A 25,712-nucleotide genomic window follows, 5' to 3' on the forward strand; every position below is an offset into this window, starting at 1 on the left:
CATGGCGTCGGGCATCGATCCGGCCGCGACGGCGGTCGCGCCGCAGGCCGCGGACGCGCGGCGCGAGCCGAGCCCGCGGCAAGGCGCGGACAGGGGCGCGGACAGGGGCACCGGCACGGCCGCCGGCCGCCTGCGGAAGCTCGCCTCCGGCGCCTCGCCGGCCGCGCTCGCCCTCTACGCGCTCGCGCTCGGCGCCGGCCTCGGGCTTGCCAGCGCCGACTGGGCGACGCGGGGCGGCTACCCGTTCGGCGGCGTCACGGTGGGGGCCTGGACCGCGTGGCCGCGGGCCGGCTCGACCGCGGCCGACCCCTATACCCGCGCCGTCAACGCCCGCCGGGGCGAGGTGCCGCTCGCCGTCGGCGAGGGTCTGCTGCTCACCGCCGCGGTCGACGATGCCGGGCGGGCGCTCGATGCGACCTGCACCTACCGCATCGCCGGCGTCACCCCGCCGGCCCGCGCCTGGACGCTGACGGTGGCCGGCCGCGGCGCGCCCGAGCCCGGCCGCCAGCCGGTGCGCGAGGGCTTCACCGCCACCGAGATCCTGCGCGAGGCCGACGGGCGCTTCGCGATCCTCCTCGGCCCCGAGGTCGAGCCCGGCAACTGGCTGCCGAGCCCGCGCGCCAGCGGGCCGATCCGGCTGGCGCTGCGCCTCTACGACACCCCCGTGGCCGCCAGCGCCGGGACGCTCGACCGCGACGCCGTCCCGGCCATCACCCGGACGGGATGCGCCTCGTGAACCTGCGCGTCATCTACGCCACCGCCTGCGGGCTGGCGCTCGCCGGCATCGTCCACGTGGCGACGGTGCTCGCGATTCCCGCCCTGTCGGAGACCGACGCCCTCACCCGCGCCCGCTCCAGCGAGAGCCTGGAGCACCCGCAGCGGGTCTACACGCTGGCGACCCACGGCGAGGCGGCGCCGGCCGAGGCGTGGCTGCCGATCCCCGACCCGTCGGTCGCGGTCGGCGTCTGCGCCTACGACCTGGACGACGGCCCGATGCGGGTCTCGGCCCGCACCGGCGCGATGATGCTGTCGCTGGCGGTGCACGGGCGGAAGGGCGCCTTCTACGCGGTGACCGACCAGGCGGCGGTGCGCGGCGCCCTCGACCTCGTGGTGCTGACCCGGGCGCAGTACGACGCGGCGCTCGCCAGCGACGACGAGAACGAGCCGAGCCGCGACGTGCGCATCGTCGCCCCGAGCGACCAGGGATTCGTCGTGGTCCGCGTCATCGCCGCCCTGCCGAGCCAGCGGCAGGCCGCCAACGACGCGGTGCAGGCGGTCTCCTGCACCACCGACAGCCCGGACGAGCCGGATCCCGACCCGGCGCCGGCCAGCGCGTCGCCGGCGAGCCCGCCGCCCGCAAGTCCCTCGCCGACAAGCCCGCCACCGGCCGGCCGCGCCAAGCCGAACGGCTGACGTGGAGCCGAACGGCCGACGTCACGCCGTCGGCGCCGGCCGCTTCCGCGCGAAGTAGGCCCGGCGCTCGGCCTCCGACCGGTTCACGGCGGCGCGGACCTGCAGCAGGTCCTTGCGCGTGACGAGCCCGAGCAGCGCGCCGGTCTCCGCATCGGTCACCGGCAGGCGGCCCTGGCCGGTCGTCAGCATCAGGTCGACGGCGTGCACCGCGACGTCGCCCGGATGGACGACGGCCAGCGACCCATCCGAGACCCGCTCGCTCAGCCGCTCGCCCGCGCGGTTCCCCTCCGCCCGCCACAGCAGCGCGTCGCCGCGGGTGACGAGGCCGACGGGGCGGTGCGCGCCGTCCACCACCGGGTAGGCGTCGTGGCGCCCCGCCTCCACCGCCGCGACCGCCTCGGCGAGCGTCAGGCCGGCGTCGAGCGTCTCGACCGCGGGCACCATCACCGCGGCGACGCGGGTGAGCTCGTAGGGGTCGATGCCGTATTCGCGGGTGATGTGCTGGCCGCGCCGCGCGATCTTCTCCGTCAGGATCGAGCGCTTGAGCAGCAGCACCGTCACCCCGTAGGCAGCCGCCGACGCCGCCAGCAGCGCCGGCAGCGCGTGGACGTCGCCGGTCAGCTCGACGGCGAACAGCGTGCCGGTGAGCGGCGCCCGCATCGTGCCGCCGAGCATCGCCGCCATGCCGAGCAGGGCCCAGAACCCGGGCTCGCCCGGCAGCACCGACCCGACGAGCCAGCCCATCGCCCCGCCGAGGATCAGCAGCGGCGCGAGCACGCCGCCCGAGGTGCCGGACGAGAGCGCGACGAGCCAGATCGCCGCCTTGACCAGCAGGATCAGCAGGACGGCCCGGACCAGCATGTGCCCGCCGAGCAGGTCGGCGATGACGTCGTAGCCGACGCCGAGGGCGCGCGGCTCGACCAGCCCGCCGAGGCCGACGGCGAGGCCGCCGAGCGCCGGCCACCACATCCAGTGGATCGGCAGGCGCTCGAACGCGTCCTCGATCGCGTAGAGCAGCGTCGTCAGCACGCCCGAGAGCAGCCCCGCGACGACGCCGACGGCGACGCAGGCGGCGAGCCCCCACCACGGCAGCACCGGGTCGGCGGCGAAGGGGAAGAGCGGGCCGGACCCGAACAGCGCCGGCCGCAGCATCGTGGCGGTGACGGCGGCGGCCACCACCGGGATGAAGCTGCGCGGGCGCCACTCGAACAGCAGCAGCTCCACCGCGAGCAGCACCGCGGCGACCGGCGTGCCGAAGATCGCGGTCATGCCGGCGGCGGCGCCGGCGACGAGGAGCGTCTTCCGCTCGGCGGCGCTCAAGTGGAAGAACTGCGCGAACAGCGAGCCGATGGCGCCGCCGGTCATGATGATCGGCCCCTCGGCGCCGAACGGGCCGCCGGTGCCGATCGAGATCGCGGACGAGACCGGCTTCAGCACGGCGACCTTCGGCGACATGCGGCTGCCGCCGATCAGGATCGCCTCGATCGCCTCGGGAATGCCGTGGCCGCGGATCTTCTCGGAGCCGAACCGCGCCATCAGGCCGATGACCAGGCCGCCGAGCGGCGGCACGCAGACCATCCAGAGCGACGGCGTCGCCCGCGCCAGCGAGGTCGCCGTCGCGTCGACCCGGCCGAACCAGACGAGGTTCGTCACGAAGGCGATCAGCGCGAGCAGGGCCCACGCCGCGACCGTGCTGCCGAGGCCGATGATCACGGCCATGGCGCAGAGGCGGACGAGGCGTCGGTCGGTCCGGAAATCGCCGAGAACCCGACGCCCGGCGGGCGCGGCTGGCTGGGTGGCCTGCATGCGGTCGAACCTCCTGTAGGATGCGGTGACGCCCGATATATATCGTATTACGATATATTAAACCCCTGACCGGAGATGCCCGATGGATTCGGATGCGGGGCCCGTCCTCTCGCGGGAGGCCTATGCCGCGATCGCGCGCTTCCGGCTGGAGCTGCGGCGCTTCCTCGCCTTCAGCGAGGCGGCGGCCGGCAAGGTCGGCCTGCCGGCGCAGCAGCATCAGGCGCTGCTGGCGATCGCCGGGCATGACGGGCCGCCCACCGTCGGGTTCGTGGCCGAGCAGCTGCTGATCGCGCCGCAGACCGCGGCGGAGCTGGTCGCGCGCATGGTCGACAAGGGCTTCCTGACCAAGGCCGCTGAGGCCCGGGACCGGCGCCGCATGGCGCTGACGCTGACGCCGAAGGCGATGGCGGTGCTGCAGCAGCTGACGACGGCCCATCTCGCCGAGCTGCAGACGCTGGAGCCGGCGCTGGCCACCGCCCTGGCCACGGCCCTCGACCGCGTGCACGGCCGGCCCGACGCCGGGTGCCCTTGAGGAGCGCCGGGCTTGCGGAACCGGGGCGCTCCGGTCTGAATGCCGGGCGGAGCGGCCGCGGGCCGGCGGCGCGGGAGGACGACCTCGATGATCGAGCTGATCCCGCGGGCGCACCTGTTCGACAACCCGCTGCGGACCGCCTACCGGATCAGCCGCGACGGGACGCGGCTGGCCTGGCTCGCGCCGGTCGAGGGCGTGCTGAACCTCTGGGTCGGGCCGGCCGGCGACCCGGCTTCCGGCGCGCCGGTGACCGCGGACCGCCACCGCGGCATCCGCGACTACGAATGGGCCTATGACGGGCGCCACCTGCTCTACCTGCAGGACACGGACGGCGACGAGAACCACCGACCCGCTGGCCTACGCGGTCGACCGCGCGCGCCGGCGCTGGCACGTCGCCGACCGGATCCGGGTGCCGCTGCTGATCGCGCAGGGCGCGAACGATCCGCGGGTGCGGCAGGCGGAATCCGACCAGATGGTCGCGGCGCTCGTCGCCAAGCGCATCCCGGTCACCTACCTGCTGTTCCCCGACGAGGGCCACGGCTTCGCCCGGCCGGAGAACAGCCTCGCCTTCCACGCCCGGGCCGAAGCCTTCCTCGGCCGCCACCTCGGCGGCCGCGTCGAGCCGATCCACCGGCACGAGGCCGAGGGACGCGCGATGCGGATCCTGCGCGACGATCCGCCGGCCTAAGAACGGTCGCCTGCGCCGCGACGCGATCCCCTCACGAAAGCGTGTGGCGATCCGCGGCCGAATTGTATGGATTTTGTATTCAAACCGGCAACCTTCCGACCGGTACGTTCGTACCGATGGCATGGTCAACGACAACGTGCATTCCCTGCAAGCGATCGCCGACGCCCTCGGGCTACCCGTGGAAGCCTTCGCGGCCGGAGCGCAAGGGGCCGGAGAGCGAGAGGCCGGAGCACAGTCGGCCGGCGAGCTCGGCGAGCTGGCGTCCCTGCTGCAGCTCTGGCTCTCGATCCGCGATCCCCAGGCCCGGCGCCGCGTCCTCAACGCGATGCGCGGCGAAGCGGAACGCCCGGGCAGCGGCGGCTGAGCCGGCGCGGGCGGCCGCCGCGCGGACCTTCAGGCGGGCGGGAGGGCGTCGAGCGCGCGGGACAGGTCGGCCAGGAGGTCGTCCTCCGCCTCGAGCCCGATCGACAGCCGCAGCAGCCCGCCGGTGATGCCGGCGATCGCGCGCGCCTCGGGATCCATCGCCGCATGGGTCATGGTCTCGGCGTGCGAGATCAGGCTCTCGACCCCGCCGAGGGACTCGGCCAGCGTGAACACCCGCAGCACCGCCACGAACCGCCGCACCGCCTCGCGCCCGCCCGCGAGCTCGAAGCTCAGCATGGCGCCGAAGCCGCTCTGCTGCGCCTTGGCGAGGGCGTGGCCCGGATGGGTCTCAAGGCCGGGATAGTACACCGCGGCGACGGTCGGGTGGCCGGCCAGGAACGCCGCGAGACGCCCGGCGGTCTTCTGCTGCTGCTCGATCCGCACGAACAGGGTGCGCACGCCCCGCAGCGTGAGGTAGGCGTCGAACGGCGAGCCGGTGACGCCGATGGTGTTGGCCCAGGCGGCGAGCTCGTCGCCGACCTTGGCGTCGGCCGCGACCACCGCGCCCCCGACCACGTCGGAATGCCCGTTGAGGAACTTGGTGGTCGCGTGCACGACGAGGTCGGCCCCGAGCGCCAGGGGCCGCTGCAGGGCCGGCGACAGGAAGGTGTTGTCGACCACCGAGAGCGCGCCGGCCTCGCGGGCGAGCCCGGTGACGCGGCGGACGTCGACGACGCGCATCAGCGGGTTGCTCGGCGTCTCGATCAGCACGACCTTGGGCCTTCTCGCGAAGGCCGCGGCCAAAGCCGCCGGGTCGTTCTGGTCGACGAAGGCGACCGTGTAGTGCCCGCGCGCGCTGCGCAGGCTGAGCAGGCGGTGCGTGCCGCCGTAGCAATCGTGCGGGGCGATCAGGAGGTCGCCCGGCCGCAGGCTCGACAGCGCCAGGTCGAGGGCCGCCATGCCGCTCGACACCACGACCGCGCGGGCGCCGCCCTCGAGCTTGGCGATGGTGTCGGCGAGCTGGTCGCGCGTCGGGTTGCCCAGCCGCGAGTAGTCGTACGGCCCCGGCTTCTCGAAGGCCGGGAACTTGTAGGTCGTCGAGAGATGGATCGGGGCGATGACGGCGCCGTACGCGGTGTCCTCGGCCACGCCGTTGGTGGCCGCGATCGTGCGCGCTGCTTTCGGTTCGGTCATCGCTTCCCCTCCTCCCGGGAATCGGTCCGCGGTGCGATCCGACGGCCCTGCCGAGGCGTTCTTTATAGAGGACGAAACGATCTTACAACGGAACGTGGCGTCGCGTGCCGCCTTTCAGTCCTTCACGACCAGCGGGCGCACCGGCGGCAACGCCGCGGCCCCATCCTCGCCGGGCACGAGGCCGCAGCGGAAGGCGGCCTCGCGCGGGAGCAGCGGGTCGAGCAGCGCGCGGCGGGCGGCGAGCACGCCGATGCTGCGCTCCGCCCCCACGGCCTCCGGGCCGGGCAGCGCGACGACGAGGTGCTCGACCGCGTAGCGGTAGCGCGCGGTGCGCTCGGCCAGTTCGAGCCGGACCCAGGCGATCAGGCATCGGTTCTCGGCCACCCGCATGGCGGCGTTGCGCACGTCGACATCGTCGAGCGCCCTGGCGAAGGGAAGGCTGCGCAGCCGCAGGGCGTCGGCGTCGATCACCCGCGCGGCGATCGCGACGAAGGGCGGGATCAGCCGGGCGTCGGCGGTCGCGTCCTCGGACAGCCGGCGGTAGCGCGAGACCGGCGAGCGGGCGGGCTCGGCGACGAGGACGTCGTGATAGGCGGCGACGTCCCCCGGGCGCCACGAGGGCGGCAGCACGCGGGCGCGGGTGAGGTTGGCGAGCACGTCGACGAACGCGGCCTCGGGGGCCGCCGGCATCAGGAAGCGCCAGGCGCGCGCGCGCAGCGTCTGCTCCTCGTCGGTCAGCGGGAAGGCGGAGGCCGGCTCCTCGCGCTCGCGGGCGGCCAGCGTCCCGGTGGTCTCGACCAGGCTGTTCCAGGCGCCGGCCTTCGGGCGGCCGAAATCGCCCTCCTGGGCGCAGGCGGCCAGCAGCGCGGTGAGGAGCGCGGCGGTGAGCGCGCAGGTCGCGACCGGGCTCGCGCGGCGCCGGGCGCCGGCGATCGGAATCGGCACGCGCCGGGCCTGACTCGGCCGGGGCTGACTCGGCCGGCCCTGACTTGGCATGGTCCGCCTCGTTCGGGTGTCGATGGGGTGGGACGCGGGGATCGTCGGGCCGGCGGGTCGCCCGCCGGGGGCCGGATCAGGAGGCGAGGCGCTCGTAGCGCACGCCGAGGAACAGCAGGATCTCGCCGCGGCGCTCGCCGGCCTCGGGACGCCGGGGGGGCCGGGGCGCGGCGGGGAACGGCACCACGCGGCCGGCCGGCACGCGCGGCGCGACGTCGTCGACGGCCGGCGGGTCGGAACGGAGGGCGGCGGGTCGGGAGACGGTCATGGGGGGCACCTGTCGGCTGATCCGGGCATCGCGCCCGGGCCCCGGGGCGGGGCGTCGGCAAGGGCGACGGCGTGTCGATGGCCGGCAGATCAGCACGCCATGGTTAACGCATCGTTTCCTCGAGACGCGCTCGCAAGAACGGCGTGCGGAGCCTCGTCGCGCGGCGCGTGCCGGCCCCGGCACGCCGTTGGCCTGCCCCTTGCAGGATCGGATCCGCCCATGGCGGGCGTTTCCTCCCAACGACTGGGCCCTGCTCGCGACCCGGGCGGGGCCTTTCTTCTGCGCCGGGCCGATCCGTGCCGGCGGACGCCGTCGCCCGGGGGATCGCGGCCGATGCTGCGTTGCGGTGGCGGAGCGGCCGAAGCGGAACCGTCGCACGGTCAGGGCGCTTGCCTAGCGACCGTCGGGCCCGATATGCCGTGCCATTCGCGGATGCGCCCCTCGCGGACCCGCCGCCCGGGATTCCATGACCGACAAGCAAGGACCACGCTGGATGCGACTGGACACGTTTCGACACGCCCGTGGCGCAAGGCTGCCCCGGATGCTCCGCCCCGTGGCGCTGGCGGCCCTCCCGCTCGCCCTGCTGGCGCTCGCCGGCAGCCCGGCGCAGGCCCAGCGCGAGGACCAGGGGCTGCAGCTCGGCTGCGCCAACGACTATTTCCGCCTCTGCGCGGGCGTCGACCCGAACAGCCCGGCGGCCGAGGCCTGCATGACGCGCAACCGCAAGCGCCTCTCGCCCGAGTGCCGCAACGCCATCGGCGACTACGACAAGCGCACCGGCGGCAAGTCGATGCCGGAGGATTGAGCGGTCCGGGCGCGTCCGCGACGCGCCCGAAGCGACGATGGGGACGACGAGCGGCCGGCTCGGTCCGGGGGGATGCGGCGATTCCCCAGGGAGCCGGCCGCGTCATGAGTGGAGCCCGACGACATGGCTTTGACCGTTGCGGTCCAGATGGACCCGATCCAGGCGATCCGCATCGCCGGCGACACCACCTTCGCCCTGCTGCTCGAGGCGCAGGCGCGCGGCCACCGGCTGATCTACTACACCCCCGACCGGCTCTCGATGCAGGGCCGCCGCGTCACCGCGCGGGTGCAGGCGCTGACCGTGCAGGACGTGGAGGGCGCGCACGCGACGCTCGGCGAGATCGAGCGGATCGACCTGTCGGAGGCCGACGTGGTGCTGATGCGCCAGGACCCGCCCTTCGACATGGCCTACATCACCGCGACCCACATGCTGGAGAAGATCCACCCGCAGACGCTGGTGGTGAACAACCCGGCCGAAGTCCGCAACGCGCCGGAGAAGCTCTTCGTCCTCGACTTCCCCGACCTGATGCCGCCGACGCTGATCTCCCGCGACAAGGCGGAGATCGAGGACTTTCGCCGCGAGCACGGCACCGTGGCGATGAAGCCGCTGCACGGCCACGGCGGCGCGGCGGTGTTCCGCGTCTCCGAGACCGACCCGAACTTCGGCTCGATGTTCGACCTGTTCTCGGTCACCTTCCGCGAGGCGTGGGTGGTGCAGCGCTTCCTCGAGAAGATCACCGAGGGCGACAAGCGCATCATCCTGGTCGACGGCGAGCCGATGGGCGCGATCAACCGCGTGCCGGCCCTGAACGACATCCGCTCCAACATGGTCCGCGGCGGCGCCGCCCGGCCCTCGGACCTGACCGAGCGGGAGCGCGAGATCTGCGCCACGATCGGCCCGGAGCTGCGCCGCCGCGGCCTGATCCTCGTCGGCATCGACGTGATCGACGGGCACCTCACCGAGATCAACGTCACCTCCCCGACCGGCATCCGCGCGATCAAGCGCCTGGGCGGCCCGGACCTCGCCGTGAGCGTGTGGGACGCGATTGAGGCGCGGGTGGGCGCGCAGGTCTGAAGCCTTTTCGAGCGAGGTGGATGCCGGCTCGCGTGAAGACAGTGCGACATCACAACAAGGGAGAGCATTGTCCGTGACCTGGTGATCACGGACAATGTTCTAGGGCGCGTCCCTCGCCTTTGCGGTCAGGCGGTGCGCTTGATCGCGCGCCGCTCGGCCGAGGGCGCCTGCGTCCCGTCGTGGACGGCGCGATTCCGATCAGAGCGAGGGTCGCGTTGGGTGTGCGTCGCCAGCCCGGCTGCGAGCGCCGCGTTCATTCGCGTCTGCCAGCCCGGCCCGCCCGCCTTGTAGGCGTCCAGCACCTCCGCCGGCACGCGCAGGGAGACCGGGACGCTGCGCCGCTCGACCTTCGGCCGGCCGGCCCTCTTGGTGAAGGCCTCGGCCATCGCGGGCGGCATCCCTTCGACGCCGGGCCTGGCGCGCGCCAGCTCCGCATCGGTCAGGGGCGGCGTGTCGGACACGGCATCCCAATCCGCCTGGGTATAGGCGTCGTTCGGGACGTAGCTCGGGGCAGGATCACGCTTGCTCATAGGACGCTCGCTCCTTCCGGCCGGCACGCCGCACGCTGATCACGTCGATCACCTCGGAGCCGAGCGGCGAAACGATCGCCACGACGACCGTTTCCCCGTGCCACGTCCCGATCAGCTTGAAGCGGGCGCGTCCGGTGCGGCTCGGCTTGGCGGCGATGTTCAGGAAGCGGTCGAAACTGAAGGCCTCCTCGAACGCAGCGAGATCGAAGCCGTGCTTGACGATGTTCGCCTGTCGCTTCGGCTCGTCGAAGGCGAACCTCATGGTTCCGGTCTACACCGAAACCCGACGTCCGCAAGCCTATTTCGGTATATACAGCCCGACGGTGGCGGCACGTGATCCCATCCGTCCTGGCCGATCTCACGTCTCCGATTTCGGCGTCGCGTTCAACTCGGCCCAATCGAACTCCTCCTCCAGCACGAAGTAGGCGTCGTCGCCGATCGCGCCCTCGCGCCGCAGGCGCATGACCGTGTCGCGGGCGGCGCCGATGGCGCGGCGGCGCAGGCCGTCGGTGGGCAGCGATTCCGGGGCGCGGCCCTCGTCGTGGTCCTCGGCCGCCGCGAGCGCGCCGCGAAGCTCCTCGCGCAGGGCCTCGGTGCCGGCGTCGTCCTCGGCCCCCTCGAGGCTGTCGAGCGCCGCGCGGTAGGCTTCGGCCCGGGCGCGGCCCACCTCGCGGCCGACCGGGTCGTCGTCCTCGAGGCCGAGCCGGGCGAGCAGCGGGTTCAGGGTCAGGCCCTGGACCACGAGGGTGCCGAGCACCGTGCCGAAGGCGGCGAACACGATGAGGTCGCGCTGGGGGAAGCCCTGCGGCAGGGCGAGCGCCGTGGCGATGGTGAGGATGCCGCGCATCCCCGCCCACGACACCGCGATCGCGCCGCGGAAGGCGTGGCGGCCGGGCTCGGCGAAGGCGAGGCCGGGCAGGGCGGAGGCCGGCAGCACCCAGGCGATCCGCACCAGCACCACCGTGGCGAAGACCGCGCCGGCGAGCGCGAGCGCGCCGAGCTGGTCGGCGCCGGCGAGGCGCTGGAGGATCGGGCCGATCTGGATGCCGATCAGCACGAAGGCCAGCACGTTGAGCACGAACACGGCGGTGTTCCAGACCGCGTAGGAGATGATGCGGGTGCGCGGCGCGGTGATGCCGGGGGTGCCGCGCGCCACGGTGATCGCGAAGGCGACCAGCGTCAGCACCCCCGACATCTCCAGGCGCTCGGCCGCGATCCAGATGCCGAAGGCGGCCACGAACTGCAGCACGATGGTGCTGGCCGCATCCTGCACCCGCCGCATCCCGGCGACGAAGGCGAACCCCGCGAGCGGCCCGACGACCAGGCTCGCGACCACGCCGACGAGGAAGGTCGGGCCGACCTCGGAGGCGTGGAAGGCGCCGCTCGCGGCGGCCGCGACGCCGAGCCGGTAGATCAGCAGCGAGCCGGCATCGTTGAGCAGGCTCTCGCCGCGCAGGATGGTGGTGAGGCGGTGCGGCAGCGAGACGTGGCGCAGCACCGAGAGCGCGGCCACCGCGTCGGGCGGCGCGACGATCGCGCCGAGCACGATGCAGGCGGCGAGCGGCATGCCCGGCACCAGCAGCTTGGCGACGACGGCGACGGCGATCGTCGTCACCGCCACCGCGCCGAAGGCGAGGCCGGCGATCGGGCGCCAGTTCACCCGCAGGTCGCGCAGCGAGGTGGCGTAGCCGGCATCCATCAGCACGGGGGCGAGGAACAGCGCCAGCGCCAGCTCGGGGTCGAGCTCGAGGTTCGGCACGCCCGGCACGAAGGCCAGCCCGACGCCGCCGAGCGCCAGGAAGGCCGGATACGGCGCCCCGATCCGCCGCGCGAAAGCGGCCAGAAGCACCGCGCCGAACAGGACGCCGACGACCCAATCGAAGATGATCATGGATCGGAGATAGGGCGCTGCGGGCGGCGCGGCGGAGCAAGCTCGGGATTTGCCGAGTTCAGGATTTGCCGAGCCGGTCGCGGATCCAGGCCTGTGCCGCGTCGAGGTCGACGAAGACGGGGGCCCGCGGGTCGTCGAGCGGCCCGAAGCCGGCCTCCAGGAACCAGCGGCCCGCCCCGTCCTCGTGCTGGTCGGACAGGCGCACCAGCACGGCGACGAGGAAGCCGTCGGAGAAGACGAGCCGGCTCTCGTGGTCGTCGCTTCCCGTGGCGACCTGCACGGGCTGCAGGAACAGGCTCATGCAGCGGCCCGCTCGCCGAGATGGAGGTAGTTGGGCTTGAATTCGGCCAGCGCCCTCAGCCGGGGCAGGTCGAGGATCCGCACCCGCTTGCCCCGGAACTCGATGAGCCCGGACCGGCGCAGCTCCTGCAGCGTGCGGTTGAGGTGCACGTTCGACAGGCCGGTGGTGTCGGCGAGATCCAGCTGCGTGAGCGGCAGGTCGTAGCTGTCGTCCTCGGCCAGCCCCACCACCTGCAGCCGGATGCGAAGCTCGCAGAACAGGTGCGCGAGCCGCTCCAGGGCCGAGCGGCAGCCGACGTTCACCAGCCATTCGCGCAGCGTCGCCTCGTCCACCAGCGTGGTCATCCGGAGCGCGCGGGCGATCCGGGGATGGCTCTCCATCACCTCGACCACCGTCCTCGGCGGGATCAGGACCACGCGGCAGGCCGACAGCGTGGTGATCGAGTGGTCCATCGCGTCCAGCAACGCCACGTCGAGGTCGCAGAGGTCGCCCGGGACCAGGTAGGCGGTGATCTGGCGGGTGCCGGTGGCGCGCACCTTGTGGCGGCAGGCGATGCCCTCCAGGATCAGGAACACGCCCTGCGGCGCGTCGCCCTCGCGGGCGAGGTCGGTCTGCGACGGGACGATCCGCGACGGGGCGCTGATCCGCTCCAGCAGCGCCTCGTCGGCCTCCGACAGGGCCGCGAAGCCCTCGAGCTTGCGCACGAGCGGGTTGCGGCCCCTCGCCGCCCGAAGCCGCCGGACCGGTGCGGTCGGCGCATCGCCGGCGGGCGCGCGGCCGACGGGCTCGACGTGGGTCGGGGGCGCATGGACCGCCCCCTCATGCGCCGGCGCCGATCCGGCGGCGGCCAAAGCCGGCTCGTCGAGGGCGGGCTGGTCGATGGCCGGCTCGTCGAGGGTCAGCGCGTCGACCAGGGCCACCACGTCCCAGGGCAGCGCCGGCTTGCGCAGCCAGGGCTCGTCCCGGACGTCGCGGGCGGCGGGGTCGTCGCGCTCGAGGCCGGAATGGACGAGGAAGGGCAGCCGGCACTGGCGCAGCCGCGCGATCAGGGCGTCGGAGGGTCCTTCCTTGAGCACCAGGTCGACGACCGCCACGCTCGGTGCCTCCCGCTCCAGTGACAGCAGCGCCTCGGCCGCCGTCGCGAACGGCCCGAGCACCCGGTAGCCCGCCCCCTCCAGGGCGTCGCTCAGATCCATGGCGACGATCGCGTCGGCTTCGGCGACCAGCACCGCCGGTTGCTGGGCCACGTCTTTCATTCGGATCTCCGGACGCGAAGGCGGCCGCCCCTTCGAGCAGCGCAGAGAGCAAGGTTTCGAATTCTAGACATACGCGAATGCCGCCCGGAAGAGGCACGGGAGCTTCAGTATGATAGCCAACACTTGGGTCTGTCTGCAATCATACAAACATCAAGGCACGAAACTTTTCGATTGACCTCGCCGCGGGCGAGCGCTCATCTGGCCCATCGCCTGCCGGAGAGACGAGGCGCGGGCGCCTGGGAGACAGCGCGTGCTCTTGCCCGATCGGGACCGAGCGATGCCGGCACCGCAGCGATCCAGCGTCCGCAACCGCTTGCTCAGGGCGCTCTCGCCCGCCGACTTCGCGTTGCTCCAGCCGGCCCTGCAGCCGGTCGCGACCGAGCTGCGACAGACCCTGATCGCGCCCGACGAGCCGATCCGGACGCTGTACTTCCCCGAGGACAGCCTCGCCTCGATCGTCAGCGGGGCCGCCGGCAGGGTCGAGATCGGCGTGATCGGGCGGGAGGGCCTGGTCGGGGCCGCGCCGGTGCTGCTCGCCGTCGACCGGTCGCCGTTCCACCACTTCGTCCAGAGCCCGGGCGGGATGCTGTCCATCGCCACCGCGGACCTGCTGGCCGCGGTCGACGAGAGCCCGACCCTGCGCGGGCTGCTGCTGCGCTTCGTCCAGATCCTGATGCTGCAGACGGCGCAGACCGCCTTCGTCAACGCGGCCTACAACATCGACGTGCGCCTCGCCCGCTGGCTGCTGATGTGCCACGACCGGCTGAAGGGCGACGACCTCGTGCTCACCCACGAGTTCCTGTCCCTGATGCTGGGCGCGCAGCGCAGCAGCACGACCCTGGCGGTCCAGGCCCTGGAGGGGCACGGCCTGATCCGCGCGCGGCGCGGCCGCATCACGATCCTGAGCCGCGAAGGGCTGGAGGCGGTCGTGGACGACGGCTACGGCCTGCCCGAGCGCGAGTACGCCCGGTTGATCGGGAGCCTGTGATGCCGCGGTACTTCTTCCATGTCCGGCACCGCGAAGGCCCGGCGGGGCTGGCGATCGACGAGGAGGGCGACGAGCTCGCCGACGTGGAGGCCGCCCGCGCGCGGGCGCTCGCCGTCGCCCGCCGGATGATCGCGCAGGACCGCCTGACGCTGATCCGCGACTGGATGGTGTGCAGCTTCGAGATCGCCGACGAGGCCGGCGAGCGCGTGCTCACGGTGCCGTTCGGCGACACCGTCCCGGACGAGGACGGCCCGGGCTGACCCGCAGGCCTCGCGGCCGCAGGCCGGCGCGCCGCCCGGGCTCAATACTGCACGGTCGCCCGCACCCCGAGCACGGTGGCGTTCTTCAGCCGGCGCCCGTCCGCGTCGGCGACGCCGCCGCTCGGGCGGATGATGTACTGCACGTCCGGCTGCACGGTGAAGCCCGGCACCACCAGCGCCTGGTAGGTCGCCTCCAGCGCGGTCTCGGCCCGCCGCCGCGGGATCGCGGTGCCGGTGAACAGGATGGTGTCGGTGTCGGCCCGGCGGGCGTCGTCGGCGTAGCGGGCATAGGCGATGCCGGCGCCGATCGTGTCGTCGTCGCGCCCCGGGATCAGGCCCTTGTAGGCCAGGCCGGCGTCGACGTAGGCCGAGATCAGGCTGGAGCGCGTCGGCGAGAGCGAGGCGCGCACGAACACCGACAGGCCCTCGTCGTCCTTCTCGGGCTCGATCAGCAGGCTCTGGTCGATCATCGCGTAGAGGCCGGCATTGCCCCGGCGCTGGCGCGGCACGCCGGACGAGGCCGGGTCGGCGAGGGACAGGCCGAGCGTGTCGCGGCGCAGGTCGTCGAAGCGGCCGAAATGCTGCCAGCCGCCGAACGTCACCGTGCCCGGCAGCGCCGTCGAGCCCTTCTCGGTGTTGTAGGAATAGGCCGCCTCGGCCACGATCAGGGCCGGGTCGTTCGTGCGGAAGTTCGTGCCGGTGCGGTTGAGGCGCTGCTCCTCCGCGTCGTCGCCGGGGCGGTTGGCGCCGGCCGGATCGCCGTCGTAGATCCCGGCCTGGAACGACAGGCCGCCGCCGGGCTCGAACTTTGCGCGGATCGCGGGCGCCGCCACCGGATAGGCCGGGCCGCCGGAGGGCAGGTTGGCGCTGGTGATCGCCGGCCAGCCGAAGCTCGAGTTCACGAACAGCGTCGCGGTCTGGCTGACGAAGAACTCGGTGTCGGCGGCCTGCTGGCCGATGCGCAGGCCGAGCTTGCCGTCGAGGAACTGCTGGTCGAACCACAGCACGTAGAGCCGGGTCGCGGGCAGCGCCCCGATCACGCTGACGTCGAGCAGGTTGCCGACGTAGTAGCGCGACAGGCCGGTTCCGTGGATGAAGTAGGCGTTGGCGTGCACGCTCGCGCCCTGCCAGCCGGCGAGCTTGTCGAGGTCGAGGTAGAGCCGCAGGTTCAGCCGGTCCTCGACCACCGCCCCCTGCCGCATCCCGCCGGTCGGGTTGCCGAGCACGTCGGTGATGTAGGTGAGGCTGTACTGGATGCCCCGCTCCTTCAGGACCGGGCGCAGGCCGAACGGATCGCCGAGCGGCCCGAGATAGGGCTCGACCGAGCGGGCATAGCCGCCCGAGGTCTGGCTCGTGGTCTCGGGCTGCGCCACCGAGGTCCGCACGTCGCCGCCGGCGCCTTCGCGGATCACCGGAATGACCGGGGGCGCCGGCGATGCTTGCTGCGCTTGCGCAAGCGTCGGGAGGCCGAGCATCGCGGCGGCGAGGCAAGGGAGCAGGCGGCTGCGCGGAAGGGGGGCTGGACGCGACACGACTGAACCCTGAAGCGTTCGTGGCCCGATCCTAGCCCCACCGAACGGGCCTGTCCCGTGCAGGTTAAGCACACCAGCCGGGTTCCGGGCCGAAGGGATGCTTCGGAGGGCCGGTGAAGCGCGGATTTCCTCGCTCTCACAGATCTGGGGCTTGCCCGAGAACTGCACGTCGTGTGCCCAAACCTGCTCGTCGTGTGTCCAAATCGGAGAGACCCGACTTGGATGCGGGAGAGGGACACGGTGATGGGACAGGTCTTTCCGGACAGGTCGCACCCCGACCTCTCCCGGACGGGAGCGGGGGCCGCGTCGGCGCTTCGCGCGATCCCTTCGTCGAGACCCGCGGCTTTGCGCCCGCGGCACGGTTTTCGTACAGCCGGCCGATCCGTCGCCAGCCGTGAGCGAGACCATGCCCGAGACACCCGTCTTCTCCCACGGCGCCGTCGCCGCCCCGCACCACCGCGCCGCGCAGGCCGGGCAGACCGTGCTGGCGCAGGGCGGCAACGCGATCGAGGCGATGACCGCGATGGCCGCGACGATCGCCGTGGTCTACCCGCACATGAACGGCATCGGCGGCGACGGGTTCTGGCTGGTGCGCGAGAAGGGCGGCCGGGTGCGCGGCATCGAGGCCTGCGGGCCGGCCGGCGCGCTCGCCACCCGGGCGCGCTACCGTGAGCGCGAGCTCGACGCCATCCCGTCCCGCGGCCCCGACGCCTGCGTCACGGTCGCGGGCGCCGTCGGCGGCTGGCGGCTGGCGCTGGAGCTGTCGCGGGCGCTCGGCGGCAGGCTGCCGCTGGAGACGCTGCTCGCCGACGCGATCCGCCACGCCCGCGAGGGCTGCCCGGTCTCGCCCTCGGAGGGGCGCTACGTGCCGAAGGAGCTCGACACCCTCCACGACGCCCCGAACTTTTCCGCGACGTTCCTCAAGGCGGGCAAGCCGTGGCCGGTGGGCGACGTGCGGAGGTTGCCGGCGCTGGCCGCGACCCTGGAGCAGCTCGCCCATGCCGGGCTCGACGACTTCTACCGCGGCGACGTCGGCCGCGAGATCGCCGCCGACCTCGAGCGCCTCGGCGCGCCGGTGACGCGGGCCGACCTCAAGGCCTACCAGCCGCGCGAGCGCGCGCCGCTCTCGATCCGCCGCCGCGACGCGACGCTCTACAACTTCCCGCCGCCGACGCAGGGCCTGGCGGCGCTGCTGATCCTCGGCATCGTCGACCGCCTCGACATCCGCCAGGCGGAGACCACGGCGCATTACCACGGGCTGATCGAGGCGACGAAGCGCGCCTTCGCGATCCGCGACCGGGTGGTGACCGACCACGACCGCCTGACCTCGGACCCGGCGACCTACCTCACGCCCGAAAGCCTCGCCCGCGAGGCGGCGCAGGTGGACATGGCGCGCGCCGCCGCGATCCCGCTGCGGAACCCCGGCGAGGGCGACACCGTGTGGATGGGCGCGATCGATGCCGACGGCCTGGCCGTGTCCTACATCCAGTCGATCTACTGGGAATACGGCTCGGGCTGCGTGCTGCCGAAGACCGGCATCCACTGGCAGAACCGCGGCACGTCGTTCTCGCTCGACGCCGACGCCGTGAACCCGCTGGAGCCGGGACGGCGCCCGTTCCACACCCTGATCCCGGCGCTCGCCTGCTTCGACGACGGCCGGGTGATGGCCTACGGCTCGATGGGCGGCGACGGCCAGCCGCAGTTCCAGGCGCAGATCTTCACCCGCTACGCCGATTACGGCCGCGGCCCCGCCGACGCGGTCGACGCCCCGCGCCTGCTCTACGGCCGCACCTGGGGCGCGGAATCGCTGACGGTGAAGGTCGAGGACCGCTTCGACCCGGCCTGCATCCGCGCCCTCGAGCGCATGGGCCACCGGATCGAGGAGCTCGGCGGCGCCTACATCGACTCGCTCGGCCACGCCGGCATGCTGGTGCGCCACGCCAGGAACGGGCGGATCGAGGCGACGCACGACCCGCGCTCGGACGGCGGCGCGCTGGGGTTGTGAGGGAACGGGCGGCCGGAGGCGCGCCGCGACGCCTTCGCGCCGGACCCGGGCGCGATCGGATGGGTCGGCCCACGGGCCGCGATCGGCCGCTCCCTCGGGGACGGCCGGACGGCCAGGATCCGGCCGCGCCGGCCGCCGTGCCCGTCCGGCGAGATCAGGCGGCCGCCGCGGCGAGGACGCAGCGGAGCTGCTCGTCCAGGTCGCGCGCGACGCCGTCGACCTCGGGGTCGCCGAACTGGCCGAAGGTGGTGGCCGGGCGGTCGTACTCGAACGCGACGCGGCCCTCGGCATCCTCGCGCAGGAGCACCCGGACCGGCGCGTACAGGGCGGCCGAAAGGACGTGCCGGGTCATCCGCGCGGCCGTCAGCGGGTTGCCGATGTCGTACTGGACGGCCTTGCGCACGAGCCCGGCGGTGCGGAGCAGCCCGCCATGGTCGCGGGCGCCGAAGATCGAGAGCGGCGCCTGGCGCTCGAGGAGGTCGCGCGCCGCGTCCACCTGTCCGTCCAGCAGCAGCTCGGCATAGGCGTGGTCGAGGCGCGGCACCGACGCCTCTAGGGCGGACCGCACCGCCTCGAAGGACTTGGGGGAGCGCAGCGTCACGTGCTCGATCGTGACCTGGGTCGCGGATATCGGGTCGTTCATGGGATCGATGCCTCGGGTCGCTCGCCTCGGGTTCTCGGGCTCGATCGCGCGCGCCGGACGCGTGGCCCGCCTCCGCTGCGGCCGACCGACCGCCGTATGGCTGAAGGAGGGCGCGGAGCGGCGTCCGCAAGACGGACAAGATATCTACGCCATCGATACTTGGGATCGATCGCATCTGTTTGATCGATAGAGTGGCCGTTCGCATCTTCGCCTCATCGAACGACGGGCAGCCCCGTCGCAGTTGAGGATCGACGGATGACCCACCGCACCATCACCCTCGCCGCCGCCCTGGCCCTGACCATCGGGACCCTCGCCGCGGCCCCCGCCTCCGAGGCGACCGCCACCGGAAACGCCGTCGCCGTGCCCGCCGTGCTCGGTGCGGGCTATCACGTGCCGGGCGTGGCGCTCGGCGCCGCCGACGTCCGCGCGCAGGGCGGCCTTCTCGTGCCGAACCTGACGCGGTGGCGGCCCGCATCCGTTGCCGAGGCGTCGGCCGAGCGCTTCCAGGCGCCGGCCGCCTTCACCGTCGCCTACCGGACCCGCGGCATCGCCACGAATGCCGCCCAGGTCCTCAAGCAGGGCGGGTTCGCGACTGCCGGCGCCGTGCGCTGGCTGCCCGATGTCCCCGCCTCGGCCGAGGTCGGCGCAAGCACCGTGACGCTCGGGGCCCTGTGAGCGGGGACCGGTCCGCGGAGCGAGCCTCAACCCTGCGAAGCCCTGGCCGATCGCGCGCATCGGCCAGGACTGCAGATCCACCCGATGCGCCGCCGCGCCGCGCGCCTTTCGCTCGACCGGGTCGACGGGTTTGCGGCCGGTCCGCCCGCGGCCGTAGATGGTCCGGCGCGGACATCGCCGATGTCCTGCCGAGGAGGCTTCGATGGCGACCGAGCAGACCACGATCCGGACACGCGACGGCGCCTGCCCGACGCATGTCGTGACGCCTGCCGGTGGCGGGCCGTGGCCGGCGGTGATCCTCTACATGGACGCCGGCGGCATCCGCCCGGCGATGCTCGACATGGCGCGGCGGCTCGCCGATGCCGGCTACGTCGTCCTCGTCCCGGATCTGTTCTACCGCTACGGCCCCTACGGGCCCTTCGTGCCGCGCGACGTCCTGGCGGCCGGCTTCCGCGCCATCCTCGGCCCGCTGATGGCGACGACCGACCCGATCAAGGCCGCGGACGATACCGGTGCCGTCCTGGCCTATCTCGACACGCGCGACGACGTCGCGGGACGCAGGGTCGGTGCGGTCGGCTTCTGCATGGGGGGCGGCATGGCGCTCGCCGCGGCGGGCACCTACCCCGACCGGTTCGCCGCCGCGGCGAGCTTCCACGGCGGCAACCTCGCCACCGATGCGCCGACGAGCCCCCACCGGCTCGCGCCCGCGCTGACGGCGGAGATCCACATCGCCGCGGCCGAGAACGACGACAGCTATCCGCCCGCGATGGCCGCGCGCCTGGAGCACGCCCTGGCGCAGGCCGGCGTGCGCTACACGGCGCGGACCTATCCCGCCGCGCATGGCTGGATGATGCCGGATTTCCCCGTCCACGATCCCGACGCCGCCGAGCAGGGCTGGCACGCGATGCGCGCCCTCTTCGGCCGCACGCTGCACGGCGGCGGATAACGGCGCGCCGCGGATCGCCCGGGGCCCTTCCGAAAAGACCGGCCGCCCTCCCCCGCCCGAGGCGCGGTCCGGCCCCTGCGCCGGGGATCGATGCCCCGCTCTCGGACGCGGGCCGCGAGCCGGGTCCCCCCCGTGTTCGGATCCCTCGGGCGCGCGGGGTCCGCCTATTGCCGCCCTATTCGTGCGGACGTCCCGGACGAACCCCGATCGATCGGCCGTCCGCGATCCTATTCGAGCCGTCGCGGGCCCGCGCGTCGAGGCGATGTGCATCACATCGGGGGCTCAGGCCCGGGCGGTGCTGATGAGGCTCCGGCCGCCGCCCCCGGAAAGTGCAGCCTTTGTGCAACGGCGGCCCAATCTAGGCACTAAGGTGCCTGAAACCGCTATTTTTTTGGGCGACGCTGTAGAATAATTCTCCAGGTTGAGACGGAAGAGGTCGGACCGCAAGACGGCGCTTGGGCCATCGCCGAACAGAACTCGCACCGGACAAGCGAGGTTCGGCACGATGGTCTCGAGGCGACGTGCCCGACATTCGAGATCCCTGGGGTAGGAACGAGAACATGATGAAGACCTGGCTTGCCGCAGGTGCGGTCGCCCTCACCGTCGGCATGAGCACCACCGTTCAGGCCGGTCCGGTCACGCAGCCCGGCGAGCAGGTCGGCCTCGCCTACGGCCCGCTGCCGCAAGGCGTCTACGCGATCAACACCTTCAGCACCGGCCGCGGCGACGCGCGCAACAGCCCGGACGTCGGCGTCAACGTGCCGATCCTGGTCTGGTCGACCGGCTACAAGGTGCTCGGCGCGACCATCATGCCGGTGATCGCGGTCCCGTCGGTGTTCGTGGGCACGAACAACCCGGCCGGCGTCGCCAACCAGGACCAGAGCTACTTCTACAACCCCTTCATCGGCAACATCTTCGCTTGGGATCTCGGCAACAAGATCAGCGCCGCCTACCTCGTCGGCGCCTATGTCGGCGTCGGCGACCGCGGCTCGCTCTGCAACGGCGCTCCCGGCGCCGCCTGCATCGCCGGCGGTGCCACCCCGGTGCTGCCGCAGGTCGCCGGCACCTCGATCCGCAACACCGGCGGCATCTCCTACACCGGCGAAGGCTGGAACCTGACCGCCGCGCTCACCCACATCCTGCAGGTGGACGACGCGCCGCGCTTCGGCGGCCAGGTCGGCGCTGCCCTCGGCCCGATCCCGAATTCCGACGGCCTCTACATCGACCTGACCGCGACCAAGACCTTCGGCAAGTTCGAGATCGGCGCCGTGGCCTACGGCTACACCGACCTGCCGGTGAACCGGAACCGGGCGATCTACGCGAACTACCAGAAGCAGGGCACGTTCGCGGCCGGCGGCCTGATCGGCTACGACTTCGGCATCTTCAAGACGCAGCTCATGGTGACCCGCACCGTCGCCGACCGCGGCGTCGGCCCGTTCGCCGACGAGACCCGCGGCTGGGTCCGCTTCATCGCGCCGCTCTACACCACCGCCGCCGCCGCGGTCGCCGCGCCCACCCCGCTCGTCCGCAAGTACTGATCGCCAAGACCGATCGCCAACGACCGATCGACCGACGATGCCGGCTCCCCGTGAGCCGGCATCGTCATGTCGGGTGGCCGCGATCGTCGCGAACCGCGTCCATCGGCCGATGCGGAGCGATCGCCGCGGACCGGTCGCCCGCGAGGCACGACGAAAAGCCCCGCGCGGCTCGAGCCGGCGGGGCTGAGTGTGAGAATCGAAGCAAAGGGGAAACGGAAGCTTCGCCTTCTCAGGATCGACAGCATATCGATCGCCGACCCGACATCAAGGTCTGATTTCATAAGTCACGGATCCTGGAACGGAATTACAGTTTTGACGATCCGTTCTGTGAGAAATACGAATCGGATATTGACCTCGCGATCCCTCGAAGGATCGGCAGCAGCCCGTCAGCATGCTCCGCTCGGCATCGGCATGGTGCCGGCATGCGCGGCACCGATCCGGCGCTCCCCGGGCCCAGCGCGCGCATCGGCGCCCCCGACCTCTGAAACGGACGGCTCCCGCACGGCCTGAAGCGGCGGCGGTCGACCGGCCCACCGGCCGGCGCCAGGCTGGCGGCCATGCAGGGTCCACAGCGACTCGGATCGCAGGGGCGGTGACGGATCGATCGGGCGCCGCTCCGGGGGCCGGCGCGACCCGGTCCGCGAGCGTGCGGGTCGAGCGTCCGCTGCCGCGGCTGATCGCGCGGCGCCGAACCTGGCTCGCTGCCGCCGTCGGCGCGGGCCCGCGGCTCCGCGACGACCGGAGCCGGCCGCGCCCCTGACCGCCGACGGCTGAAAGCCGATCCCCGCATCCGGCGCCGTTCCAGCCTTCACCATCCGGCCTTGACCTTCCCACCGTTGGAAGCCCCATCTCGGCTCCATGCTGAACGCAGACGCCGACACGCTCACCCCGACCACGACCGACCCGCACGCGCCGGCCGACACCCGCACCGTCGCCCTGCCCGTCTCGGGCATGACCTGCGCGTCCTGCGCGGGCCGCATCGAGACGGCGTTGCGGGCGGTGCCGGGCGTGGCGAGCGCCTCCGTGAACCTCGCCACCGAGCGGGCCAGCGTCACCGTCGCGGCCGGGGTGCCGACCGCGGCCCTCGCGCAGGCGGTGACGGATGCCGGCTACGACGTCGCGGCCGAGACCGTCGATCTCGCGGTCACGGGCATGACCTGCGCGTCCTGCGCCGGGCGGGTGGAGACGGCGTTGCGGGCCGTGCCCGGCGTCTCCGCGGCCGCGGTCAACCTCGCCACCGAGCGGGCGCGGGTGACGGTCGCGGCCGGCACCGTCACCGCCGACGCGCTCGTTGCGGCGATCGAGGCGGCTGGCTACGAGGCGGCCCCGGCGGCACCCGCGGGCGGGGCCGAGGCCGCGGACGTCCAGCGGGACGCCGCCGCGCGCCGCGACGGGCTCCACCTCCTCGTCGCAGGCCTGCTCGCGGCGCCGCTGGTCGCGCCGATGCTGCTGATGCCGTTCGGGATCGCGTGGATGCCGCCCGGCTGGCTGCAGCTGGCGCTCGCCACCCCGATCCAGCTTTGGCTCGGCGCCCGATTCTACCGGGCCGGCTGGCGCGCGCTGCGGGCCGGCGCCGGCAACATGGACCTGCTCGTCGCGCTCGGCACCTCGGCGGCCTACGGCCTCAGTCTGGTCGAGCTGGTCCGGGCCGAGGCGCACGGCCACGCGGCGCCGCACCTGTATTTCGAGGCCTCGGCGGTGGTGATCACCCTGGTGCTGCTCGGCAAGCGCCTGGAAAGCCGCGCCAAGCGGCGCACCACGTCGGCGATCCGCGCGCTGACGGCGTTGCGCCCCGAGCGTGCGCGCCTGCGCCGGCCGGACGGCAGCGAGGCCGAGATCGACGTCGCGGCGCTCCGGGTCGGCGACATGGTCGTGGTCCGCCCCGGCGAGCGGCTGCCCGCCGACGGCACCGTCCGCGCCGGCGCGAGCCAGGTCGACGAGGCGCTGATCACCGGCGAGAGCGTGCCGGTCGCCAAGGCGGTCGGCGACCGGGTCGTCGGCGGCGCGATCAACGGCGACGGCCTGCTCGTGGTCGAGGCCGTCGCGGTCGGCGCGGAGGCGACCCTGGCGCGGATCATCCGCCTGGTCGAGGACGCGCAGGCGGCCAAGGCCCCGATCCAGCGCCTGGTCGACCGGGTCAGCGCGGTGTTCGTGCCGGTGGTGCTCGGGCTGGCGCTTCTCACCTTCCTCGGCTGGTGGCTCGTGGCCGGCGCCGGCGTCGAGGCCGCGCTGATCGACGCGGTGGCGGTGCTCGTGATCGCCTGCCCCTGCGCGCTCGGCCTGGCGACGCCCACGGCGATCATGGCCGGCACCGGCGTCGCGGCGCGCCACGGCATCCTGATCAAGGACGCGGAGGCGCTGGAGGTGGCCCATGCCCTCGACACGGTCGCCTTCGACAAGACCGGCACGCTGACGGAGGGACGCCCGACGGTGACCGAGCTCGAGCCCGCACCGGGCATCGCGCGGGCCGACCTCCTGCGCCGCGCCGCGGCGCTGCAGGCCGGCAGCGAGCATCCCCTCGCCCACGCCGTCGCGGCGCTGGCGGCCGCCGAGGGCGTGTCGCCGCCGGCCGCGTCCGACCTGCGGGCGTTGCCCGGCCGCGGCGTCGCCGCCGTGGTGGAGGGCCGCACGCTGCGCCTCGGCAGCCGCCGGCTGATGGACGAGGACGGCGTCGACCTCACGGCGCTCGCCGCGCGGGCCGAGGCGTTGGCGCGGGACGGCCGCACCGTCTCGTGGCTCGCCGAGGCGGGTCGCGACCCGGACCAGGCGCCGCGGCTCCTCGGCCTGATCGCGTTCGGCGATGCGATGAAGCCCTCGGCGGCCGCGGCCGTGGCCGCGCTCCGTCGGCGCGGCCTGCGCATCGTGATGCTGACCGGCGACAATCGCGGCAGCGCCGCCCGGGCGGCCGAGGCGCTCGGCCTCGACGCGGTCACGGCCGAGCTTCTGCCGGAGGACAAGGCGGCGGCGATCCTGCGCCTGAAGGCCGGCGGGCGTCGGGTCGCCATGGTCGGCGACGGCGTCAACGACGCGCCGGCGCTCGCGGCCGCCGATGTCGGCATCGCCCTGAGCAGCGGGACCGACGTCGCGATGCACGCCGCCGGCGTCACGCTGATGCGCGGCGATCCCGTGCTGGTCGCCGACGCCGTCGACATCGCCCGGCGGACCTACGCCAAGATCCGGCAGAACCTGTTCTGGGCGCTGGCCTACAACGTCGTCGGCATTCCGCTCGCGGCCGCCGGCCTGCTCAGCCCGATGGTCGCCGGCGCCGCGATGGCGTTCTCCAGCGTCAGCGTCGTCGGCAACGCGCTGCTGCTGCGCCGCTGGCGCCCGGCCGCGGAGGCGCGGCGATGATGACCATCGGCGAGGCCGCACGGGCCTCCGGCGTCTCGGCCAAGATGATCCGCTACTACGAGAGCACCGGCCTGATCGACCGGGCGGCGCGATCGGAAGCCGGCTACCGGCACTACACCGAAGCGGAGATCCACACGTTGCGCTTCATCCGCCGGGCGCGCGACCTCGGCTTCACCGTGGAGCAGATCGGCGTGCTGCTGGCGCTGTGGCGCGACCGGGGCCGGGCCAGCGCCGACGTGAAGCGCATCGCGCTCGAGCACGTCGACGCGCTGGAGCGGAAGGCGGCCGAGCTCCACGCGATGAGCCGGACGCTGACCGCGCTCGCCGCACGCTGCCACGGCGACGACCGCCCGGACTGCCCGATCATGGAGGATCTGGCGGAGGCCGGACCTGTTCCGGAAGGCGCACCGGGCGGCCCCGCCCGGTTCGGGCTCGGTCGGTCGGCGCATCGGCGCGATGAGGGATGACGAGGCGGACGCCGCATCGGGAGCCGCTGCCGAAGGCGATACCCGAACGGCAAACAGCCGGCCTGCGTGGTGCGCGGGCCGGCTGTTTGCGGTTTTGTGAGGTGTATGTGGTGTGTTTGGTTGCGGGGACAGGATTTGAACCTGTGACCTTCAGGTTATGAGCCTGACGAGCTACCGGGCTGCTCCACCC

General features: G+C 73.4%; 26 protein-coding genes. 15 read left to right on the top strand and 11 right to left on the bottom strand.

Annotation, left to right across the window (positions count from 1 at the left end; all coding sequences use genetic code 11):
• Window position 1 precedes the first annotated feature (1 nt).
• Both MKK64_RS24825 and MKK64_RS24830 read left to right on the top strand, forming a co-directional pair.
• On the top strand, window positions 2-736 hold the full coding sequence (locus tag MKK64_RS24825) for a DUF1214 domain-containing protein (RefSeq protein ID WP_243938230.1): 735 nt from the start codon (window positions 2-4) through the stop codon (window positions 734-736).
• Complete coding sequence (locus MKK64_RS24830; protein ID WP_243938232.1) at window positions 724-1,413, top strand: hypothetical protein; 690 nt, start codon at window positions 724-726, stop codon at window positions 1,411-1,413. Before MKK64_RS24825 ends, MKK64_RS24830 begins: the two co-directional genes overlap by 13 nt.
• Before the next feature lie 21 nt (window positions 1,414-1,434).
• On the opposite strand, the gene MKK64_RS24835 is transcribed toward MKK64_RS24830, so the two are convergent.
• Window positions 1,435-3,219 (bottom strand): chloride channel protein, encoded by a 1,785-nt coding sequence (locus MKK64_RS24835; protein WP_243938233.1) that lies wholly within the window; start codon window positions 3,217-3,219, stop codon window positions 1,435-1,437.
• Between the two features lie 82 nt (window positions 3,220-3,301).
• On the opposite strand from MKK64_RS24835, the gene MKK64_RS24840 reads away from it, so the two are divergent.
• The 3 genes from MKK64_RS24840 (at window position 3,302) to MKK64_RS24850 (ending at window position 4,803) form a co-directional block, all read left to right on the top strand.
• A complete protein-coding gene (locus MKK64_RS24840; protein WP_147729017.1) occupies window positions 3,302-3,751 on the top strand; it encodes a MarR family winged helix-turn-helix transcriptional regulator in 450 nt (149 codons plus the stop codon).
• A gap of 292 nt (window positions 3,752-4,043) precedes the next feature.
• The gene (locus MKK64_RS24845; RefSeq protein WP_243938235.1) at window positions 4,044-4,439 is read left to right on the top strand and encodes an alpha/beta hydrolase family protein; all 396 of its coding nucleotides are present in this window, start codon (window positions 4,044-4,046) and stop codon (window positions 4,437-4,439) included.
• Window positions 4,440-4,560: 121 nt separating this feature from the next.
• Window positions 4,561-4,803 carry a hypothetical protein gene (locus MKK64_RS24850; RefSeq protein ID WP_243938237.1) on the top strand — a complete coding sequence of 81 codons (243 nt, stop codon included), beginning with the start codon at window positions 4,561-4,563 and terminating at the stop codon, window positions 4,801-4,803.
• A 29-nt stretch (window positions 4,804-4,832) separates the two neighbouring features.
• On the opposite strand, the gene metB is transcribed toward MKK64_RS24850, so the two are convergent.
• The 3 genes from metB to MKK64_RS24865 form a co-directional block, all read right to left on the bottom strand.
• Window positions 4,833-5,996 carry a cystathionine gamma-synthase gene (metB, locus tag MKK64_RS24855; RefSeq protein ID WP_243938239.1) on the bottom strand — a complete coding sequence of 388 codons (1,164 nt, stop codon included), beginning with the start codon at window positions 5,994-5,996 and terminating at the stop codon, window positions 4,833-4,835.
• A gap of 114 nt (window positions 5,997-6,110) precedes the next feature.
• Window positions 6,111-6,941 (bottom strand): hypothetical protein, encoded by an 831-nt coding sequence (locus MKK64_RS24860; RefSeq protein ID WP_243938241.1) that lies wholly within the window; start codon window positions 6,939-6,941, stop codon window positions 6,111-6,113.
• Window positions 6,942-7,068: 127 nt separating this feature from the next.
• Window positions 7,069-7,260, bottom strand: a complete 192-nt coding sequence (locus tag MKK64_RS24865; RefSeq protein ID WP_243933708.1) for a hypothetical protein — start codon at window positions 7,258-7,260, stop codon at window positions 7,069-7,071.
• Between the two features lie 541 nt (window positions 7,261-7,801).
• Between MKK64_RS24865 and MKK64_RS24870 the strand changes: the two genes are divergently transcribed.
• Window positions 7,802-8,065: a hypothetical protein gene (locus MKK64_RS24870; protein ID WP_147729324.1), complete on the top strand. Its 264-nt coding sequence runs from the start codon at window positions 7,802-7,804 to the stop codon at window positions 8,063-8,065.
• 123 nt (window positions 8,066-8,188) lie between these two features.
• A complete protein-coding gene (gene gshB, locus MKK64_RS24875) occupies window positions 8,189-9,139 on the top strand; it encodes a glutathione synthase (RefSeq protein ID WP_243938243.1) in 951 nt (316 codons plus the stop codon).
• A gap of 125 nt (window positions 9,140-9,264) precedes the next feature.
• On the opposite strand, the gene MKK64_RS24880 is transcribed toward gshB, so the two are convergent.
• The 5 genes from MKK64_RS24880 to MKK64_RS24900 form a co-directional block, all read right to left on the bottom strand.
• Window positions 9,265-9,669 (bottom strand): BrnA antitoxin family protein, encoded by a 405-nt coding sequence (locus MKK64_RS24880; protein ID WP_243938245.1) that lies wholly within the window; start codon window positions 9,667-9,669, stop codon window positions 9,265-9,267.
• Window positions 9,656-9,931 (bottom strand): BrnT family toxin, encoded by a 276-nt coding sequence (locus tag MKK64_RS24885; protein ID WP_147842842.1) that lies wholly within the window; start codon window positions 9,929-9,931, stop codon window positions 9,656-9,658. Before MKK64_RS24885 ends, MKK64_RS24880 begins: the two co-directional genes overlap by 14 nt.
• Before the next feature lie 96 nt (window positions 9,932-10,027).
• The gene (locus MKK64_RS24890) at window positions 10,028-11,560 is read right to left on the bottom strand and encodes a cation:proton antiporter (protein WP_147860059.1); all 1,533 of its coding nucleotides are present in this window, start codon (window positions 11,558-11,560) and stop codon (window positions 10,028-10,030) included.
• Between the two features lie 58 nt (window positions 11,561-11,618).
• A complete protein-coding gene (locus MKK64_RS24895) occupies window positions 11,619-11,861 on the bottom strand; it encodes a hypothetical protein (protein WP_147728911.1) in 243 nt (80 codons plus the stop codon).
• The gene (locus MKK64_RS24900; protein ID WP_243938247.1) at window positions 11,858-13,117 is read right to left on the bottom strand and encodes a helix-turn-helix domain-containing protein; all 1,260 of its coding nucleotides are present in this window, start codon (window positions 13,115-13,117) and stop codon (window positions 11,858-11,860) included. Before MKK64_RS24900 ends, MKK64_RS24895 begins: the two co-directional genes overlap by 4 nt.
• A 277-nt stretch (window positions 13,118-13,394) precedes the next feature.
• Between MKK64_RS24900 and MKK64_RS24905 the strand changes: the two genes are divergently transcribed.
• Window positions 13,395-14,105 (top strand): Crp/Fnr family transcriptional regulator, encoded by a 711-nt coding sequence (locus tag MKK64_RS24905; protein WP_243938249.1) that lies wholly within the window; start codon window positions 13,395-13,397, stop codon window positions 14,103-14,105.
• On the top strand, window positions 14,105-14,365 hold the full coding sequence (locus MKK64_RS24910) for a DUF6894 family protein (RefSeq protein WP_147728908.1): 261 nt from the start codon (window positions 14,105-14,107) through the stop codon (window positions 14,363-14,365). Before MKK64_RS24905 ends, MKK64_RS24910 begins: the two co-directional genes overlap by 1 nt.
• Window positions 14,366-14,406: 41 nt before the next feature.
• Here the strand turns inward: MKK64_RS24910 and MKK64_RS24915 are convergent, their stop codons facing one another.
• Window positions 14,407-15,840: a carbohydrate porin gene (locus MKK64_RS24915; RefSeq protein WP_243938260.1), complete on the bottom strand. Its 1,434-nt coding sequence runs from the start codon at window positions 15,838-15,840 to the stop codon at window positions 14,407-14,409.
• A 463-nt stretch (window positions 15,841-16,303) separates the two neighbouring features.
• Between MKK64_RS24915 and MKK64_RS24920 the strand changes: the two genes are divergently transcribed.
• Window positions 16,304-17,902, top strand: coding sequence for a gamma-glutamyltransferase family protein (locus MKK64_RS24920; RefSeq protein WP_147860061.1), 1,599 nt, complete (start codon window positions 16,304-16,306; stop codon window positions 17,900-17,902).
• Between the two features lie 154 nt (window positions 17,903-18,056).
• Here MKK64_RS24920 and MKK64_RS24925 read toward each other — a convergent pair whose 3' ends face one another.
• Window positions 18,057-18,545, bottom strand: coding sequence for a DUF302 domain-containing protein (locus MKK64_RS24925; RefSeq protein ID WP_243938251.1), 489 nt, complete (start codon window positions 18,543-18,545; stop codon window positions 18,057-18,059).
• A gap of 255 nt (window positions 18,546-18,800) precedes the next feature.
• Here MKK64_RS24925 and MKK64_RS24930 point away from each other — a divergent pair, with 255 nt between their 5' ends.
• From MKK64_RS24930 to cueR, 5 genes are all read left to right on the top strand, one after another.
• Window positions 18,801-19,220, top strand: coding sequence for a hypothetical protein (locus MKK64_RS24930; RefSeq protein WP_243933726.1), 420 nt, complete (start codon window positions 18,801-18,803; stop codon window positions 19,218-19,220).
• 202 nt (window positions 19,221-19,422) lie between these two features.
• A complete protein-coding gene (locus MKK64_RS24935) occupies window positions 19,423-20,166 on the top strand; it encodes a dienelactone hydrolase family protein (protein ID WP_243938253.1) in 744 nt (247 codons plus the stop codon).
• 560 nt (window positions 20,167-20,726) lie between these two features.
• Window positions 20,727-21,704 carry a transporter gene (locus MKK64_RS24940; protein WP_147842835.1) on the top strand — a complete coding sequence of 326 codons (978 nt, stop codon included), beginning with the start codon at window positions 20,727-20,729 and terminating at the stop codon, window positions 21,702-21,704.
• An 858-nt stretch (window positions 21,705-22,562) separates the two neighbouring features.
• Window positions 22,563-25,055, top strand: a complete 2,493-nt coding sequence (locus MKK64_RS24945) for a heavy metal translocating P-type ATPase (RefSeq protein ID WP_279593360.1) — start codon at window positions 22,563-22,565, stop codon at window positions 25,053-25,055.
• Window positions 25,055-25,522 (top strand): Cu(I)-responsive transcriptional regulator, encoded by a 468-nt coding sequence (cueR, locus tag MKK64_RS24950; RefSeq protein ID WP_147844750.1) that lies wholly within the window; start codon window positions 25,055-25,057, stop codon window positions 25,520-25,522. Before MKK64_RS24945 ends, cueR begins: the two co-directional genes overlap by 1 nt.
• Window positions 25,523-25,712 lie beyond the last annotated feature (190 nt).

The sequence above is a fragment of the Methylobacterium sp. E-025 genome (genome assembly GCF_022829705.1).
Taxonomy (GTDB): domain Bacteria; phylum Pseudomonadota; class Alphaproteobacteria; order Rhizobiales; family Beijerinckiaceae; genus Methylobacterium.

Bases quoted from the DNA above. Each gene is read 5' to 3' on its own strand.
- MKK64_RS24825 (WP_243938230.1), top strand. From the start codon at position 2: ATGGCGTCGGGCATCGATCCGGCCGCGACGGCGGTCGCGCCGCAGGCC.
- MKK64_RS24830 (WP_243938232.1), top strand. From the start codon at position 724: ATGCGCCTCGTGAACCTGCGCGTCATCTACGCCACCGCCTGCGGGCTG.
- MKK64_RS24835 (WP_243938233.1), bottom strand. From the start codon at position 3,219: ATGCAGGCCACCCAGCCAGCCGCGCCCGCCGGGCGTCGGGTTCTCGGC.
- MKK64_RS24840 (WP_147729017.1), top strand. From the start codon at position 3,302: ATGGATTCGGATGCGGGGCCCGTCCTCTCGCGGGAGGCCTATGCCGCG.
- MKK64_RS24845 (WP_243938235.1), top strand. From the start codon at position 4,044: ATGACGGGCGCCACCTGCTCTACCTGCAGGACACGGACGGCGACGAGA.
- MKK64_RS24850 (WP_243938237.1), top strand. From the start codon at position 4,561: ATGGTCAACGACAACGTGCATTCCCTGCAAGCGATCGCCGACGCCCTC.
- metB (WP_243938239.1), bottom strand. From the start codon at position 5,996: ATGACCGAACCGAAAGCAGCGCGCACGATCGCGGCCACCAACGGCGTG.
- MKK64_RS24865 (WP_243933708.1), bottom strand. From the start codon at position 7,260: ATGACCGTCTCCCGACCCGCCGCCCTCCGTTCCGACCCGCCGGCCGTC.
- MKK64_RS24870 (WP_147729324.1), top strand. From the start codon at position 7,802: ATGCTCCGCCCCGTGGCGCTGGCGGCCCTCCCGCTCGCCCTGCTGGCG.
- gshB (WP_243938243.1), top strand. From the start codon at position 8,189: ATGGCTTTGACCGTTGCGGTCCAGATGGACCCGATCCAGGCGATCCGC.
- MKK64_RS24880 (WP_243938245.1), bottom strand. From the start codon at position 9,669: ATGAGCAAGCGTGATCCTGCCCCGAGCTACGTCCCGAACGACGCCTAT.
- MKK64_RS24885 (WP_147842842.1), bottom strand. From the start codon at position 9,931: ATGAGGTTCGCCTTCGACGAGCCGAAGCGACAGGCGAACATCGTCAAG.
- MKK64_RS24890 (WP_147860059.1), bottom strand. From the start codon at position 11,560: ATGATCATCTTCGATTGGGTCGTCGGCGTCCTGTTCGGCGCGGTGCTT.
- MKK64_RS24895 (WP_147728911.1), bottom strand. From the start codon at position 11,861: ATGAGCCTGTTCCTGCAGCCCGTGCAGGTCGCCACGGGAAGCGACGAC.
- MKK64_RS24900 (WP_243938247.1), bottom strand. From the start codon at position 13,117: ATGAAAGACGTGGCCCAGCAACCGGCGGTGCTGGTCGCCGAAGCCGAC.
- MKK64_RS24905 (WP_243938249.1), top strand. From the start codon at position 13,395: ATGCCGGCACCGCAGCGATCCAGCGTCCGCAACCGCTTGCTCAGGGCG.
- MKK64_RS24910 (WP_147728908.1), top strand. From the start codon at position 14,105: ATGCCGCGGTACTTCTTCCATGTCCGGCACCGCGAAGGCCCGGCGGGG.
- MKK64_RS24915 (WP_243938260.1), bottom strand. From the start codon at position 15,840: ATGCTCGGCCTCCCGACGCTTGCGCAAGCGCAGCAAGCATCGCCGGCG.
- MKK64_RS24920 (WP_147860061.1), top strand. From the start codon at position 16,304: ATGCCCGAGACACCCGTCTTCTCCCACGGCGCCGTCGCCGCCCCGCAC.
- MKK64_RS24925 (WP_243938251.1), bottom strand. From the start codon at position 18,545: ATGAACGACCCGATATCCGCGACCCAGGTCACGATCGAGCACGTGACG.
- MKK64_RS24930 (WP_243933726.1), top strand. From the start codon at position 18,801: ATGACCCACCGCACCATCACCCTCGCCGCCGCCCTGGCCCTGACCATC.
- MKK64_RS24935 (WP_243938253.1), top strand. From the start codon at position 19,423: ATGGCGACCGAGCAGACCACGATCCGGACACGCGACGGCGCCTGCCCG.
- MKK64_RS24940 (WP_147842835.1), top strand. From the start codon at position 20,727: ATGATGAAGACCTGGCTTGCCGCAGGTGCGGTCGCCCTCACCGTCGGC.
- MKK64_RS24945 (WP_279593360.1), top strand. From the start codon at position 22,563: ATGCTGAACGCAGACGCCGACACGCTCACCCCGACCACGACCGACCCG.
- cueR (WP_147844750.1), top strand. From the start codon at position 25,055: ATGACCATCGGCGAGGCCGCACGGGCCTCCGGCGTCTCGGCCAAGATG.